The organism is Rhizobium sp. BK008, assembly GCF_014197345.1.
Classification (GTDB): domain Bacteria; phylum Pseudomonadota; class Alphaproteobacteria; order Rhizobiales; family Rhizobiaceae; genus Rhizobium; species Rhizobium anhuiense.
In genome coordinates, this window is the sequence record NZ_JACIFK010000007.1 from 352,601 (window position 1) to 367,411 (window position 14,811).

9 protein-coding genes and 1 pseudogene are annotated in these 14,811 nt (G+C 63.7%); 3 read left to right on the forward strand and 7 right to left on the reverse strand.

Features of this window, described 5'->3' with window-relative positions:
- Window positions 1–81: 81 nt before the first annotated feature.
- The 7 genes and pseudogenes from FHT69_RS25875 to FHT69_RS25905 all read right to left on the reverse strand — a co-directional run bounded on the left by FHT69_RS25875 (window position 82) and on the right by FHT69_RS25905 (window position 8,878).
- A complete protein-coding gene (locus FHT69_RS25875) occupies window positions 82–639 on the reverse strand; it encodes a dihydrofolate reductase family protein (RefSeq protein ID WP_183906147.1) in 558 nt (185 codons plus the stop codon).
- A 193-nt stretch (window positions 640–832) separates the two neighbouring features.
- A complete protein-coding gene (locus tag FHT69_RS25880) occupies window positions 833–1,633 on the reverse strand; it encodes a TIGR02186 family protein (RefSeq protein WP_047617015.1) in 801 nt (266 codons plus the stop codon).
- On the reverse strand, window positions 1,633–2,556 hold the full coding sequence (locus FHT69_RS25885; RefSeq protein ID WP_047617014.1) for a sulfite exporter TauE/SafE family protein: 924 nt from the start codon (window positions 2,554–2,556) through the stop codon (window positions 1,633–1,635). The genes FHT69_RS25880 and FHT69_RS25885 overlap by 1 nt, the downstream gene beginning before the upstream one ends.
- A 298-nt stretch (window positions 2,557–2,854) precedes the next feature.
- Entirely contained in the window at window positions 2,855–6,631 is a 3,777-nt protein-coding gene (locus FHT69_RS25890; protein ID WP_097631408.1) for a peptidoglycan-binding protein, read from the reverse strand.
- Window positions 6,632–6,961: 330 nt separating this feature from the next.
- A pseudogene (locus FHT69_RS25895) lies at window positions 6,962–7,326 on the reverse strand (VOC family protein).
- 93 nt (window positions 7,327–7,419) lie between these two features.
- The gene (locus tag FHT69_RS25900) at window positions 7,420–8,121 is read right to left on the reverse strand and encodes an SDR family NAD(P)-dependent oxidoreductase (protein WP_183906149.1); all 702 of its coding nucleotides are present in this window, start codon (window positions 8,119–8,121) and stop codon (window positions 7,420–7,422) included.
- Between the two features lie 73 nt (window positions 8,122–8,194).
- Complete coding sequence (locus FHT69_RS25905) at window positions 8,195–8,878, reverse strand: DNA-3-methyladenine glycosylase I (RefSeq protein WP_097594991.1); 684 nt, start codon at window positions 8,876–8,878, stop codon at window positions 8,195–8,197.
- A 251-nt stretch (window positions 8,879–9,129) separates the two neighbouring features.
- Here FHT69_RS25905 and FHT69_RS25910 point away from each other — a divergent pair, with 251 nt between their 5' ends.
- From FHT69_RS25910 to FHT69_RS25920, 3 genes are all read left to right on the forward strand, one after another.
- A complete protein-coding gene (locus FHT69_RS25910) occupies window positions 9,130–10,926 on the forward strand; it encodes an acyl-CoA dehydrogenase C-terminal domain-containing protein (RefSeq protein ID WP_028756808.1) in 1,797 nt (598 codons plus the stop codon).
- Window positions 10,927–11,138: 212 nt separating this feature from the next.
- Window positions 11,139–12,347 carry an acetyl-CoA C-acetyltransferase gene (locus FHT69_RS25915; RefSeq protein ID WP_183903776.1) on the forward strand — a complete coding sequence of 403 codons (1,209 nt, stop codon included), beginning with the start codon at window positions 11,139–11,141 and terminating at the stop codon, window positions 12,345–12,347.
- A gap of 66 nt (window positions 12,348–12,413) precedes the next feature.
- Complete coding sequence (locus tag FHT69_RS25920; RefSeq protein ID WP_183906150.1) at window positions 12,414–14,630, forward strand: 3-hydroxyacyl-CoA dehydrogenase NAD-binding domain-containing protein; 2,217 nt, start codon at window positions 12,414–12,416, stop codon at window positions 14,628–14,630.
- Window positions 14,631–14,811 lie beyond the last annotated feature (181 nt).

The window sequence follows — 14,811 nt, forward strand, 5'->3', positions numbered from 1 at the left end:
ATACGAAGTTTCCCGGATGCTTTCCCGGGCGGCCAGGGGGATGCTGGCCTGATCGCCGGGAGGCCTAAGGAGAGGCGCCCGCTACGCCTTGACGGGCTCGTAGCGCAGGATCACCGCGCCGCCTTCCGTCGTCGAGGATTCGATCAGCTTCAGCGGCACCTGGCTTTCCGCAGATTTGAAAAGCGGGTTGCCGCTGCCGAGGATAACAGGCACGACGCAGACCCTGATTTCATCGATGAGGCCGGCTTTCAGCAGGTTGTCGGCAAGCTCGGCGCTGCCGAAGATGAAGATCGTCTTGCCGTCCTCCTGCTTCAGCTTCGTCAATTCCGGGATTGGGTCGCTGACGATGCGGGCATTGTTCCAGCCGGGCTCGGTCATCGTCCGCGATACGGCGATTTTGGCGATACCGTTCATATAGGCTTTGATCTCACCTTCGCCCTCGGCGGTCGGCCAGTAGGAAGCCATGCCCTCATAGGTCTTGCGGCCAAAGACCAGCAGATCGCCCTCCCTGCCAAACTGTTCGGCATAGCGCTGCAGCTCAGGTCCCCAGGCGAGATTGTGGAAGTCGATATCCCAAGGCTTCGTGCCTTCGAAATAACCGTCGAGCGTCATCAGGTTCCAGACAACAAGCTTTCTCATTTCCATCCTCCTTCTGGATTGCTCAAAACCAGTTGCGTTTGACAACTGGTTGAAAATTAAGATGACTGATAGCGAAATGCAAGCGGTTTTTGGAATGGAATATCCGGGCAGGCTGCTGCTGCCCGCAGGCCGTCGTGCTCGGCGCTTTGCCGAGCCTGTTTTCGGGGAGAAATCTTGAACGCCCTGCGGCGGATCAGTCCTTACGGAAGATCAGGCTGGCGCCCCAGCCGGTGATGACGGCGAGAGCCACGGCCGCGCAGCCGTAAAGGATCGGCTGATTGTGCGCCGCATCTGTGATCGTCTGTTCGATACCGGTCTTGATCACCCTTAGCGGCAGCGATTTGTCGGTCACGAAAAGGCCGCTCTTGAACAGATAGGCGCGCACCGTGTGCACCCCGTTCGGAATGTTGGCCGGCAGGCGCAGGCTCGCCTTGAAGAGGTTGGAGGAAACGAACCGCACGCCGCTGGTGTTCCGGTCATAGAGGCCGCCGCCCTGCTGCAGCCGCCGGAAGGCGTCGCGGAATTCGCCGAGATTGCTGCCGTCGCCGACGAAACCGACCGGCGTGAGCGGAATATGATCGATGCCGATCCCCTGATCGGTCAGCTCGAGCGGCGTCGTCAGATCGTCGGTCATGCGCGAGCTCGACATCGAATAGGAATGCGGCACCGCCTCGAAGGTCATCGAGCGTGTATTCACCCAGATGCCGAAGACCCGTTCCTTCCTGCGCACCGTCGCATCCTCGCGCGGGCCTTCCAGCACCACGACCACGTCATATTGGCCGATGGCGAGCAGCAGCTGGTCGGTGTTCGAGAGCGCTCCGAAGATTGTCAGGTCGGCGCCGTGGAAATCCGAAGTGATGGCGATTTCGCTGGTCGAGGTGCCGATTTCCAACCCTTCACGCACCGCTTCCGTCGCCTGGCCCGGCAGCCATTGCGCTCCGGCAGTCGCCGGCAGCAGGCAAAACAGTGCGATGATGAAAGCCAGCAGGCGCATCAGTTGCCCGCTCCCATGACCACCGAATAGACGTCGGCCGGCGTCACCACCAGCGCGACCGCCAGACGCAGGCCGACGGCGAGCACCAGCAGTCCGAGCAGGGCGCGCAGCTGTTCGCCGCGCAGCTTCTGGCCGACCCGCACGCCGTATTGCGCGCCGATGACACCCGCCACCATCAGGATGAAGGCGAGCACGATGTCGACGGAGAAGTTCGTCGCCGCCTGCACGATCGTCGTATAGGCGGTGACGAAGATGATCTGGAACAGCGAGGTGCCGACGACGACATTGGTCGGGATGCGCAGGAGGTAGATCATCGCCGGCACCATGATGAAGCCGCCGCCGACACCCATGATCGAGGTGAGGATGCCGATCGCAAAGCCGAGCGCGACGACCGGAATGACGCTCAGATAGATCTTCGATTTCTTGAAACGCACCTTGAGCGGCAGTTTGTGCACCCAGTGCTGGTGGCCGGGCTTGCGCGGCGCCGGCGGCTCGTTGCGCGCTGCCCGCCGCATCGCATTGATGCTTTCAAGCAGCATCAGTCCGCCGACGGTGCCGAGGAAGATGACGTACATCAGCGAGATGATGAGATCGAGCTGGCCGACCCGGCGCAAAAGCGAAAAGATCCAGATGCCGACCGTGGCGCCCGATAGGCCGCCCAGCAGCAGCACCGTGCCGAGCTTGACGTCGAGCGTGCCGCGCCGGAAATGGGTGATCGCGCCCGAGATCGACGACGCCACCACCTGGTTGGCGCCGGTCGCGACCGCGACGACAGGGGGAATGTTGTAGAAGATCAGCAGCGGCGTGATGAGAAAGCCGCCGCCGACGCCGAACATTCCAGACAGGAATCCGACGGCCGCCCCCATGCCGAGAATGATGAAGATGTTCACCGACAATTCTGCGATGGGCAGATAGATTGTCACAGCTGACCCCGAATGATGACCGCTCCTGCCGGGCGGTTTCTGTCACGTCCCCGTTCGAATGCGCACCATACTGTGAAATCGTTGCCAGAGGCTTTCGATCGGGCCTGATTGGCGAAGAGATCGGCGGCAGAGGATTCGCCGGATGCGCGGATCGATATGTCCGGGCATAATCCGGCTTTTTTCAGGTTTTGTGACAGGCGGTGGAAAAATTGGAAGAGGCCTTGCGGTATTGTGCCGCCAGGCCCTTCAGATTGCCCAAAGCAGAGATATGAGACGATCCCGCGTCGATGCGACGCGCTTAGATTGCCTTGCTGCCCTGCTTGTTGCGTTCGAGCAGCGCCTTCACGGTTGCGTCGGTCACCTTGCCGTCCGGCTCCTGGCCGACCGACTTCTGGAAGTTCTTGATCGCGGTCACGGTCTTCGCGCCCATTTCGCCGTCCGGCGCGCCGGCGTCGAAGCCGTTATTGTTGAGGATCGCCTGGATGTTGCGGATCGCCTTCTTCATATCGACGGTCGCCGTCTTGGCGCCGGTGCCGGCCCATTCGTCGGGGATGTCGATGGCGTTGGTGCGGTGGTCGAGCGGCTCCGGCTTCCACAGATCGGCCTTGGCGCGCGCCCGTTCGAGCTGATCGGGCTTCATGGCGTTGGCCACTTCGTCGCGCTTCTGCGCCGCATCCTTGTCGCCGGCCTTGGCGGCAATCGCAAACCACTTGTAGGATTCTTCGAGATCCGCCGGCACCCCGTTGCCCCTGGCGCAGAGGATCGCCAGGTTGAACTGGCTGTCGGTGATGCCGAGATTCGCAGCCTTGGTGAACCACGAGGCGGCGGTCGCATAATCCTGCTGGCCGAGTGCGCCGGAGGCGTAGAGGACGGCGAGATTGTGCATGGCGCTGGCATTGCCCTGGTTTGCCGCCTGCTCGTAGAAGCCCTTGGCCTTGGCGATGTCGCGCTCGACGCCATTGCCCTTCTCGTACATGCTGCCGAGCCGGTACTCAGCAGGCGCAAAGCCCTTGTCGGCCGAAAGCTGATACCAGCTTGCCGCCTGCTTCTGATCGACCGTCATGCCGTTGCGGCCGTCCGAATAACGCGCGCCGATCTCGAACAGCGCCAGCGCATCGCCGCCGCTTGCCGCATCGGCCAGCGATTTCGGCTGGACGGTGTCGGGAATGGTGATGGCGGCCTGCGGTGCAGGTGCGGGAACGAAGCCCGATGTCTCCTGTGCCGCGCCGGATGGAGCAGGGGGGGCAAACGTCGCAGCCCCTTCGCCGTCGAGCGGTGCTGCGTCGGTCAGATGCTCGCCGGCAACCGGCGGGGCTGCTTCCGGCTGCGCCTGTTCGCCAGCGGGAGGCGTAGCCTCCGCTGCCGGCGCGGTCGTTCCGATGGCTGCGGCGTCCGGCTGGGCGGGTGTCGCTTCAGGCACAGCAGGCGACGGGTTTTCCGTCGCCCCACTCAGCGCCGAGACTTCGGCTGGCGCCTGCGGTGCGCTCTCGCCGCTCGTCAGTGTCCGGGCAAGCGGAAAGGCCATGATGGCGAGCAGCACCGCGCCGACCGCCAGCAGGATCGGCCGCCGGTAGCGCGAAAAGGCGCTGGTCTTGCCCGTCTTGTCAGACGTCTTGCCAGCCTTGCTGGCGGTCGCGCCTTTCTTCTCGGGCTTGACGGCGGCCTGCTTCGGATTGGCGTCCACCTCCATCGCGGCCGCCTGCGCCGCACGGCGGGCGGCGGCGATATAATCGGCCCGGTCGGTTTCGCCGGCAGGTTTGCCGCGCGCCGCACTCTGGCTGGCGCGAACCCGTTCCAGGATCTTCTTCACGTCAGGTGTGCCCGAGCCCGGCTCGAGCAGTTCGTTTGCGGCATCCGTCGGCACCACGTCGGCGGGGTCGATCGACGGCGCGGGGTCGATCATCGGGCGTTCGCTCGCCCGGCTCTCGGTTTTCTTGGCCGGCAGCAGCCGCTTGCCGAGGCTGGCGAGCAGGCTGACCTTTGACGGCGCCGGAGCCGCTGCCGCAGCCTCCGTCGTTCGGGTCGCGGCTTCGATGGCGATCACGCTCGTTCCGCTCATGGCGCTGGTTTGAGCCGGGGCGGCAGGTTCGGCTGCGACCTCTGCCGTACGGATCACCGGAGAGGCCTTCAGCGTTGCGGCTGTCTCCGCCGCCCTGTTCATCTCGGCTTCGGCCACCATCAGCGCGTAGGGGTCGACATCGAAATCGACCTCGGCCACCGGCATCTGGGCGAGCGGCCGCCCGCGCTCTTCCATGCCGTCGAGGCGGTCGGCGATATGGACCAGCGTCTCGTGCAAAGCCTTGAAAGTCTTGTGCGTGCGTTCCTCGCTGTCGCGGCTGAGATCTTCGAGGTGGCGCAGATCTTCGGCAAGTGCCGTCAGCGCCGACATGTCGGCGGGTGCCACGGCGCCCTGCGGGCCGCCATGGCGCGAATAGGCTTCGACGACGGCTTCGGCCGCCTGGCGTGCGGCTTCGATGATATATTCGTCGCTCGTCGCCATATAGTCTTCGATCGCGCCCATGCGACGGTCGAATTCGGCGGGCATCGCAGCGCTTTCGCGCGGCTCGCTCATCAGCGCAGAAAGATGGGCGATCTGGTCTTCGAGGTTCTTCAGCGCCCGTGGATCGGTCGGCGCTGCGGATGTGCTCTCTTCCAGTCGGGCGGCGATGTCGCTCAGCCGCCCTTCGAGGCGCCGGAAGGCGCCGTCGTCGACCGCAGCGGCCGGCACCGGCACTTGCTGCTGATGCGCCATCTCGTCGATACGCCGGGCGAGATAGTCGAGCCGCTGCGCCAGCACATCGTTGACGGCGCCGTTCTCAAGCGCGTCGATCTTGCGGGAAATGTCCGACAGCGTGCCGGTGAGGTCGGGCTGGGGCGCAGCCTTCTGCGTGCGCTCCAGCAGATAGGAAAGATGTTCCAGCCGTTCGTCGAGCCGCGACGTCGCTTCCGCATTCGCCAACTCCTCGACGCGTCCGGTCAGCGCCTCCAGCCGCATCGCCAGCTCGTCGGCCGGCGTTGCACGGCTGGCCGCATCATGGCTCATCAGGTCGATCTGATCGGCGAGCGCCGAAAGCCGGCTTTCCAGCCGCTGCATCAGCGCCGGATCGTTCGCGGCAGCCGCGCGTCCGCTGGCCGCGATCGCCCGGCTGATCTCGTCGAGCCGCATGTCCATGGCGGCGAACTGTTCGGACATGACCCGGTCGTGCGGCTGGATCATGTTGCCGAAATGCTCCATCGCCGTGGCGATGGAGATGAGCTTGTCTTCCAGCGCCCGCACGGCCGGGCTTTCGCCCATGCCGCCGATGTGGCGCTTGATGTCGTCGAGGCGGTAGGCCAGCGAAACCAGCTCTTCCTGCAGCCCCTCGGTATCGAGTGCCGCAAGCCGGCTCTCGACGCCGTCCCAGCGGTTTTCCATATGGCGCAGCGAATCCTCGCGCGCCAGCCCGTCCATCAGCGAGCGCAGCTCCTCGAAATCCTCGCGCAGGCCGGCGGCCTCCGGGCCGCTCGAGCGGCCGGTCAGCTGGGTGATGCTCTGGGCAAGGCGGCCCATATCGGCGCGCATGTCGTCGGCGAAACGGCTGTCCCCGGCATTTTCCTTGATCTCGCGCAGCTCGGCGCGCAGCGTATTCATCTCGCGGGTGACACCCTCGGAAATGTCGCGCTTCAGGTCCTGCCGCAGATTGACGAGCGCCTGGGCGATCTCCGTCATCGTGTCGTCACCGGCGCGGAAGGCGGGCGCCGGCGCTGGGGCGGCGGCCCGCGGCGCGGGTTCACGAAACTGCGGGGCCTGCTCGCGTGTGTAGGGCCGCTCGCGGCCGGCTTCGAGGGCGCGCTGGCGCTGGCGGATTTCGGCGAGCGGATCCGGCCGCGGCTCGGGCGGGACCTTTGCGGGCCGGGGAGCATAGGAGCCGGCATAGGGATCGCGCTCGGGCGTTGCCGTGCGCGGCCGCTGTTCGCGCCCGGTGCTGCCCATCAGCCCCTCGATGCGCGCCTCCAGCCCTTCGATCGTGCGGTTCAGCGCATCGAGCGAGGTCCTGTCGGACTGTCGGGAAGGATTTGATCGCGATCCGTTCATCTTCTTGCTCGCTTCGACTGCTCGACCTCTCGTCAGAGCTGGATCTTTGGCTTTTCCGTCTGCTGCCCGCGCATTTGCGCGAACCGGAGCGCACCATTCACAAGAAGTTAGTCAATTAGACTTTCCTCAAGCTGAACGATGTAGCGGCATCCTTAAGGAACGCGAGACTGGGGCAAGGAATGCGGATCGCTACTGCTCAATCCGCACCTTTCACGAAACGTGGTAAACAAGCCGTTAATGTCGCTGAGAATTTTTTAACGTTTGCGGCCCAAACGCCGTTTTTGACGGCAATTGCCGTTCAATTCGTCAGATCGGATGGCGCCGCCACGATCAGGCCGGACGCGGATATTGCAGCTCGATCTTCACGCCCTCGGGGCCGTAGACGAAGACCTGACCGAGATCGGTGTCGGGAATATCGCAATATTCGTAGCGATAGCCGCTCGCCTTGATGCGTTCCAGCGCCGGCCCGAATTCGTAAAGGCTGAAGGCGACATGGTTGAAGATGCCGGGCGGAAAATCGGTGCTGCGCGATGTCAGGCTGAGATGGATGACCGGGCGCTCGTCCAGATAAAGCCAATGGCCGGGCGAGGCGAAGGGCGGCCGATAGCCTTCCCTGACACCGAGCAAGGTTTCGAGAAAACTGATCATGACAGGCGCATCGCGGGTTTCGATGGTGACGTGGCCAGGCGCGGCATCGGTTTCCTCCCAGCCAGCTCAGAGGACGAAACATAGTGCGTTTGATGCCGCCGCGAAAGTTGCCTTCTCCGGCGGCGGCGCGCTGATCTAGCTCAGAAGCTCTCCGTCCACGGCCGGACTTCCACCTCCAGCGACCACGCGCTGCGGTGCTGGCGAAGCACGTCGATATAGGTCTGGGCGATCGCCTCCGGCAGCAACGTGCCGTCGGGCTTCTCCGCCCGATCCGGCCGGATCTGCGAGCGCACTGCGCCGTCGATGACGAAATGCGCGACATGGATGCCCATCGGCCCGAGTTCGCGGGCAGCACTCTGGGCAAGGCCGCGCAGCGCGAACTTGCCCATCGCGAAGGGCGCCGATTGCGCAAAGCCCTTCACGCTTGCCGAGGCGCCGGTGATGAGGATGGCGCCGCGGCCGCGCGGGATCATCCGCTGTGCCGCCTGCTGCACCACCAGGAAACCGCCGAAAGCGGTGGTCGTGATCGCCTTCTCGACTTCGGCGGGATCGAGTTCGGCGAGCGGCCCGCGCAGGCGGGCGCTGGCATTGAAAACCACCACGTCGGGCCCGCCGATGGCGGCGGCAGCCTCGTCGAACAGGGCTGCGACGCTCGCCGGCTGCGAGACGTCTGTTGTAAAGGCGCTGGCGCCGGTCTCCTCGATGAGCCCTTGCAGCTTTTCGATATTGCGGGCCGCGAGCCCGACCTTGACGCCCTGCGCCGACAATTGCCGGGCGAGCGAGGCGCTGATGCCGGAGCCCGCGCCGACGATGAGGGCACTCTCATAGGGAAAATCGGTCATGATGTCGTCCTCGATGGATCGTCGCAATCACGTAGGAAGTTCGAACGGCCGGCGCCACCGCTCGACCGGAATTTCAGTGCGCCGAATCGATCGAATAGGCGCTGATGCGTGAGAGATGGATGAGGGAAAGACCGGTTTCCCCGGCCCAGTCGTTGAAGGTCTGCTGGATCAGTTGCTGGTCCTTCTTCGTCGTGCCGGAGGAGGAGAGCGGCACCCCGACCGATCGGAGGCAGGTGAGCACATCCATCGTTCCGATGAAGCTGTCGCGGCCGATGCCACGCAGGAAATATTGTCCGGTCATGCCGCCGAGCCGGCTGCCGCGTTTGCTCAAGAGGTCGAGAAGGCCGATCTGGTCATCCCGTGGCCAGTCGGCGAAGAAGACGCCGGCGCTGCCATATTCCTTCGCCAACGCCCTGACGAAGGCGGCATTGGCGCGAACCGACATGATCTTGGCGCCGTTGCGGATGATCCGCTCATCCGAGGTCAGGGCATGCCAATAATCGTCGGGTGCGATATTCAGCGTCGCCGGATCGAAACCGGAAAATGCCGCCTCGAAACCCGGCCACTTCGCATCGATCACCTTCTGGACGAAACCGCTGTAGAAGACCCGCCGGGTCATATCCGCCAGGATGCGATCGTCGGGCATGGCGCGCAGCCGCTCGTGATCCGGCCGGTGATTCTGCAGCAGGGCCTGCAACGCGGCCGCTCCGCCCTTTCGTTCCTCGGCACGCTGCCTTATCGCCTCGAAACTGATCATGCGGCCCTCCTGAAGCATTGCCCGATTGCGGCTTGAACGAAGCCCCGCTTATACGCCTTTCCCAGATGGACAAGGAAGATGAGATGGCATCTCCTCCGCGCACGTCATGGCCCACGGGTTCGTGCTCGTGAATTTTTTCACGAAAAGACGGCCAAGGTGCAAAATTTGACGTTTACGCAAACGTCAATATTTTGTAAGACAGTGCCCGAGGCCGGGGCGATCCGGTCAGCCGAATGGGAGGAATTCGAGAGATGCCAGTCTACAAGGCCCCGGTGAACGATACGCTCTTCGTCCTGAACGACGTGCTGGGCCTCGAACGCTACAACAATCTGCCGGGTTTTGCCGACGCGACCCCCGATATGATCGAGGCGATCCTCGGCGAGGCCGGAAGGGTTGCCGAGGAAGCGCTCTTCCCGCTGAATTATTCCGGCGATCAGGAAGGCTGCACGCGCCACGACGATGCCAGCGTCTCGACGCCGAAGGGTTTCAAGGAAGCCTATAAAGCCTATCGCGAGGGCGGCTGGATCGGCCTTGCGGTGCCGGAGGAATTCGGCGGGCAGGGACTTCCCTATACGCTGCATACCGCCGTCGGCGAATATACCTCCGCCGCCAACATGTCGTTGATGATGTATCCCGGCCTGACGCAGGGCGCGATCGCCGCGATCCTCGTCCACGGCAGCGACGAGCAGAAGGCCACCTATCTGCCGAAGATGGTGGACGGCTCCTGGTCCGGCACCATGAACCTCACCGAGCCGCATTGCGGCACCGATCTCGGCATGCTGCGCACCAAGGCGGTGCCGCAGGCTGACGGCAGCTACAAAATATCCGGCCAGAAAATCTTCATCTCTGCCGGCGAACACGACCTGACCGACAATATCGTCCATCTGGTGCTGGCCCGCATCGAGGGTGCGCCGGAGGGTACCAAGGGCATCTCGCTCTTCATCGTTCCGAAATTCCTCGTCGGCAAGGACGGCGCGCCGGGCGCCCGCAACGCCGTCTCCTGCGGCGCGATCGAGCACAAGATGGGCATTCACGCCAACGCCACCTGCGTGATGAATTACGACGAGGCGACCGGCTTCCTGATCGGCGCCGAAAACCGCGGCCTCAACGCCATGTTCGTGATGATGAACGAGGCCCGCCTGATGGTCGGCCTGCAGGGCATCGCCATTTCCGAGATCGCCTATCAGAATGCCGCCAGCTACGCCCGCGACCGTATCCAGGGCCGCTCGCTGTCCGGCCCCAAGGCGCCGGATAAGAAGGCCGACCCGATCATCGTCCATCCGGATATTCGCCGGACGCTGATGACCATCCGCGCCTTCAACGAGGCCGGCCGCGCCTTTCTGCTCTGGACGGCGCTGAAGTCCGATATCGCCCACCGCGCTACCGATGAGAAGGAGCGCCAGACGGCCGACGATATTCTCGGCCTCGTCACGCCGATCCTCAAGGGCGTGATGACCGACAAGGGCTTCGACCATGCCGTCATGGCCCAGCAGGTTTTCGGCGGCCACGGCTATATCGAAGAACACGGCATGAGCCAGTATGTGCGCGATGCCCGTATCGCCATGATCTATGAAGGCGCCAACGGCATCCAGGCGCTCGATCTCGTCGGCCGCAAGCTCGCCTTGAACGGCGGCCGCGCCGCCATGGCCCTCTTCAAGGAGATCGGCGATTTCTGCGAGGAAAACCGCAGCAACGAAAAGCTCTCCTTCTTCACCAAGCATCTGAAGAAGGGCTTGAACGACGTCCAGGGCGCGACCATGTGGTTCATGCAGAACGCCATGGCCAAGCCCGACAATGCCGGCGCCGGCTCGACCGACTACATGCACCTCTTCGGCCTGGTCGTTCTCGGCTATATGTGGGCGAAGATGGCGAAAGCCGCCGAGGATGGCCTTGCATCGGGCGATGCCGCCCGCGAGGATTTCCTGAAGAACAAGCTGGTCACCGCCCGTTTCTTCATGGAACGCCTGATGCCGGAAACCGCCCTTCGCAAGGCCCGCATCGAAGCCGGCGCCGACACGATGATGGAACTGGCCGCCGAAGCGTTTTAAGACGAATTCCCTCTTCTCCCCAGCGGGGAGAAGATGCCCGGTAGGGCAGATGAGGGGGTGAGCGACAAAGGAGCGAGCAGCCGCGCGCAAGCAAGCTCGAGTTTGTCGCTCTGGCCCTCACATCCGACCTCTTCGAGGCTACCTTCTTCCACCGGGGAGAAGAGAAAAGACACGAATTCACCGGCGCCGCCGCGCCGTCAGGGAGATGAGATATGACCGAGGTTTTCATTTACGACCACGTGCGTACGCCGCGCGGCCGCGGCAAGAAGGACGGCGCCCTGCATGAGGTGCCATCCGTCCGCCTCGCGGCAAAGACGCTGGAAGCAATCCGCGACCGCAACGGGCTGGATACATCGACGGTCGACGACATCATCATGGGCTGCGTCGATCCGGTCATGGATGCCGGCGCCGTCATCCCCAAGGCCGCCGCCTTCGAAGCCGGTTATTCCACCAAGGCGCCCGGCATGCAGATCTCCCGCTTCTGCGCTTCCGGCCTCGATGCCGTCAATTTCGGTGCCGGCAAGATCGCGCAAGGGGCCGATGACATCGTTATCGCCGGCGGCGTCGAAAGCATGTCGCGCGTCGGCCTCGGCATGTCCGGCGGCGCCTGGTTCATGGACCCTTCGGTGAATTTCCCGGCCTATTTCATGCCGCAGGGCGTCTCGGCCGATCTCATCGCCACCAAATACGGTTTCAACAGGACCGATGTCGACGCCTATGCGGTCGAGAGCCAGAAGCGCGCCGCCCATGCCTGGGAAAAGGGCTGGTTCGACAAGTCGGTCGTTCCGGTCAAGGACCAGAACGGACTGACGATCCTTGATAAGGACGAGCATATGCGCCCCGGCACCGACATGCAGGCGCTCGCCTCCCTCAATCCGTCCTTCCAGATGCCCGGCGAGATGGGCGGCTTCGAGGCGGTCGGCATCCAGGCCCATCCGGAGATCGAGCGCATCAATTATGTCCATCATGCCGGCAATTCCTCCGGCATCGTCGATGGCGCCGGCGTCGTGCTGCTCGGCTCCAAGGCCGGCGGTGAAAGCATGGGGATCAAGCCGCGCGCCCGCATCAAGGCTTTCGCCAATATCGGCTCCGATCCGGCGCTGATGCTGACCGGACCCGTCGACGTCACCGAGAAGCTGCTGAAGCGGACAGGCATGAGCCTTGCCGACATCGACCTCTTCGAACTGAACGAGGCCTTCGCCGCCGTGGTGCTGCGCTACATGCAGGCCTTCGACATCGACCACGACAGGATCAACGTCAATGGCGGAGCCATCGCCATGGGCCATCCGCTCGGCGCCACCGGCGCAATGATCCTCGGCACCGTGCTGGACGAGCTCGAGCGCCGCGACCTCAACACCGCGCTGGTGACGCTCTGCATCGGCGCCGGCATGGGCACGGCAACGGTCATCGAACGCGTTTGATGGGATAGCCCTCTCCACAAGGGGAGGGCTCCACGGCAAAAGAATTCAGGGAGAGGAATTCCCAAGATGAGCACCTACACCAATTTCACGCTCGAAACCGACGCCGACGGCATCGCTCTCGTCACCTGGGACATGCCCGGCAAATCGATGAACGTCTTCACCGCCGAGGTGATGGCCGAACTCGACGCCATCATCGACGCCACGACCGCCGATGCCGCCGTCAAGGGTGTCGTCTTCACCTCGGGCAAATCCTCCTTCTCCGGCGGTGCTGACCTCTCGATGATCAAGTCGATGTTCAGTTCCTATCAGGAGGAGAAGGCAAAGAGCCCGCAAACGGCGGTGCAGAACCTCTTCGGCCTCGTCGGCCGCATGAGCGGCCTGTTCCGCAAGCTCGAAACATCGGGCAAGCCCTGGGTGTCCGCCATCAACGGCACCTGCATGGGCGGCGCCTTTGAATTGTCGCTCGCCTGCCACGGCCGCGTCGCCTCCAATGCCAAGAGCGTCAAGATCGCGCTGCCCGAAGTGAAGGTCGGCATCTTCCCCGGCGCCGGCGGCACCCAGCGTGTGCCGCGGCTGGCGAACGCCCAGGATGCGCTGCAGATGATGACGACGGGCCAGTCGCTGACCGGCTCCCGCGCCAAGGCGATGAACCTCGTGCATCAGGTGGTCGAGCCGGATCAGCTCATCCCGGCCGCCAAGCAGATGATCAAGGATGGCCTGAAGCCGGTTGCCCCCTGGGACGAGAAGGGCTTCAAGGCGCCCGGCGGCGGCATCTGGACGCCAGCCTCCGCCCAGCTCTGGCCGGCGGCGCCGGCGATCCTGCGCCGGGAAACATCGGGCAATTATCCGGCAGCGCTTGCCATCCTGAAATGCGTCTATGAAGGCCTGCAGGTGCCGTTCGACACGGGCCTGAAGATCGAGCAGCGTTATTTCACCGAGGTGCTGCAGACCCGCGAAGCCTTCTCGATGATCCGTTCGCTGTTCATCTCCATGCAGGAGCTCGGCAAGGGCGCCCGCCGCCCGGCAGGCATCCCGAAGACCGAGCTGAAACATGTCGGCGTCGTCGGCGCCGGCTTCATGGGCGCCTCGATCGCTTACGTCACTGCCGCCGCCGGCATTCCCGTGACGCTGATCGACCGCGACATCGAAGCGGCGACCAAGGGCAAGACCGTCTCCGAAGGATTGGTCAAGGATTCTGTCGGTAAGGGACGTCTTACGCAAGACGAGGCAGCCGCACTGCTCTCCCGCATCACGCCGTCGGCCGATTATGCCGACCTCGCCAATGCAGATCTCGTCATCGAGGCGGTGTTCGAGGATCGCGAAGTCAAGAAAGCCGTCATCGAGGCCGTGGAAGCCGTGCTGCCGGAGGGCGCGATTTTCGCCTCCAATACCTCGACCCTGCCGATCTCGGGTCTTGCGAAGAATTCGAAACGGCCTACCGATTTCATCGGCATCCACTTCTTCTCGCCTGTCGAAAAGATGATGCTGACGGAGGTCATCCTCGGAAGCGAAACCGGCGACAAGGCGCTGGCCGTTGCTTTGGATTATGTCGCCGCCATCAAGAAGACGCCGATCGTCGTCAACGACACCCGCGGCTTCTTCGTCAATCGCTGCGTGCTGCGCTACATGTCGGAAAGCTACGACATGCTGATCGAGGGCGTGCCGCCTGTGATGATCGAAAACGCCGCCAAGATGGCCGGCATGCCGGTCGGTCCCTTGGCGCTGAACGACGAGGTCGCCATCGACCTCTCGCTGAAGATCCTCAAGGCGACGGTCGCCGATCTCGGTGAAAGGGCCATCGACCCCAGGCATATGGACCTCATCTCCCGCATGGTGGAGAAGGAGGGCCGCTTCGGCCGCAAGAATTCCAAGGGCTTCTATGATTATCCGCCGAAGCCGGCGAAGAAGTCGCTCTGGCCTGATCTCAAGACGCTCTACCCGCAGAAGCCGGCGGATGAGGTTGACGTCAACGTCCTGATGCAGCGCTTCCTCGTCACCATCGCGCTGGAAGCCGCCCGCACCGTCGAGGAAGGCATCGTCACCGATCCGCGCGAGGCGGATGTCGGTTCGATCCTCGGCTTCGGCTTCGCGCCCTATACCGGCGGGGCGCTGAGCTATATCGACGGCATGGGCGCGAAGACCTTCGTGGAACTGGCTGAAAAGTTAGCTGGTGCTTACGGAAATCACTTCCAACCGACGCCGCTGTTGAAGGACATGGCCGCCAAGGGCGAGACCTTCTACGGGCGGTTCGATCCCTATGCGAAGGTGGGGCAGGCGGCTTAGGCCGCCTTTGCCCTCGTGCCGCGGCGCCCGCTCTGGCCTGCCGCGGCACAACGTTAAAGAACGCTTGACCCGCTGAACTCGACTTTTCCTTGTTGCGGCCTTGCCACGGACACAATTCCCGATTAAACGTTCACGCATCGATCTTGCTAGATGAACTTTGAAACGGCGCTAGCGTCGTTCC

What these genes read in the sequence shown, in the direction of transcription:
- FHT69_RS25875 (WP_183906147.1), bottom strand. Translation starts at nt 639, where the DNA reads ATGAGAAAGCTTGTTGTCTGGAACCTGATGACGCTCGACGGTTATTTC.
- FHT69_RS25880 (WP_047617015.1), bottom strand. Translation starts at nt 1,633, where the DNA reads ATGCGCCTGCTGGCTTTCATCATCGCACTGTTTTGCCTGCTGCCGGCG.
- FHT69_RS25890 (WP_097631408.1), bottom strand. Translation starts at nt 6,631, where the DNA reads ATGAACGGATCGCGATCAAATCCTTCCCGACAGTCCGACAGGACCTCG.
- FHT69_RS25900 (WP_183906149.1), bottom strand. Translation starts at nt 8,121, where the DNA reads ATGACCGATTTTCCCTATGAGAGTGCCCTCATCGTCGGCGCGGGCTCC.
- FHT69_RS25905 (WP_097594991.1), bottom strand. Translation starts at nt 8,878, where the DNA reads ATGATCAGTTTCGAGGCGATAAGGCAGCGTGCCGAGGAACGAAAGGGC.
- FHT69_RS25910 (WP_028756808.1), top strand. Translation starts at nt 9,130, where the DNA reads ATGCCAGTCTACAAGGCCCCGGTGAACGATACGCTCTTCGTCCTGAAC.
- FHT69_RS25915 (WP_183903776.1), top strand. Translation starts at nt 11,139, where the DNA reads ATGACCGAGGTTTTCATTTACGACCACGTGCGTACGCCGCGCGGCCGC.
- FHT69_RS25920 (WP_183906150.1), top strand. Translation starts at nt 12,414, where the DNA reads ATGAGCACCTACACCAATTTCACGCTCGAAACCGACGCCGACGGCATC.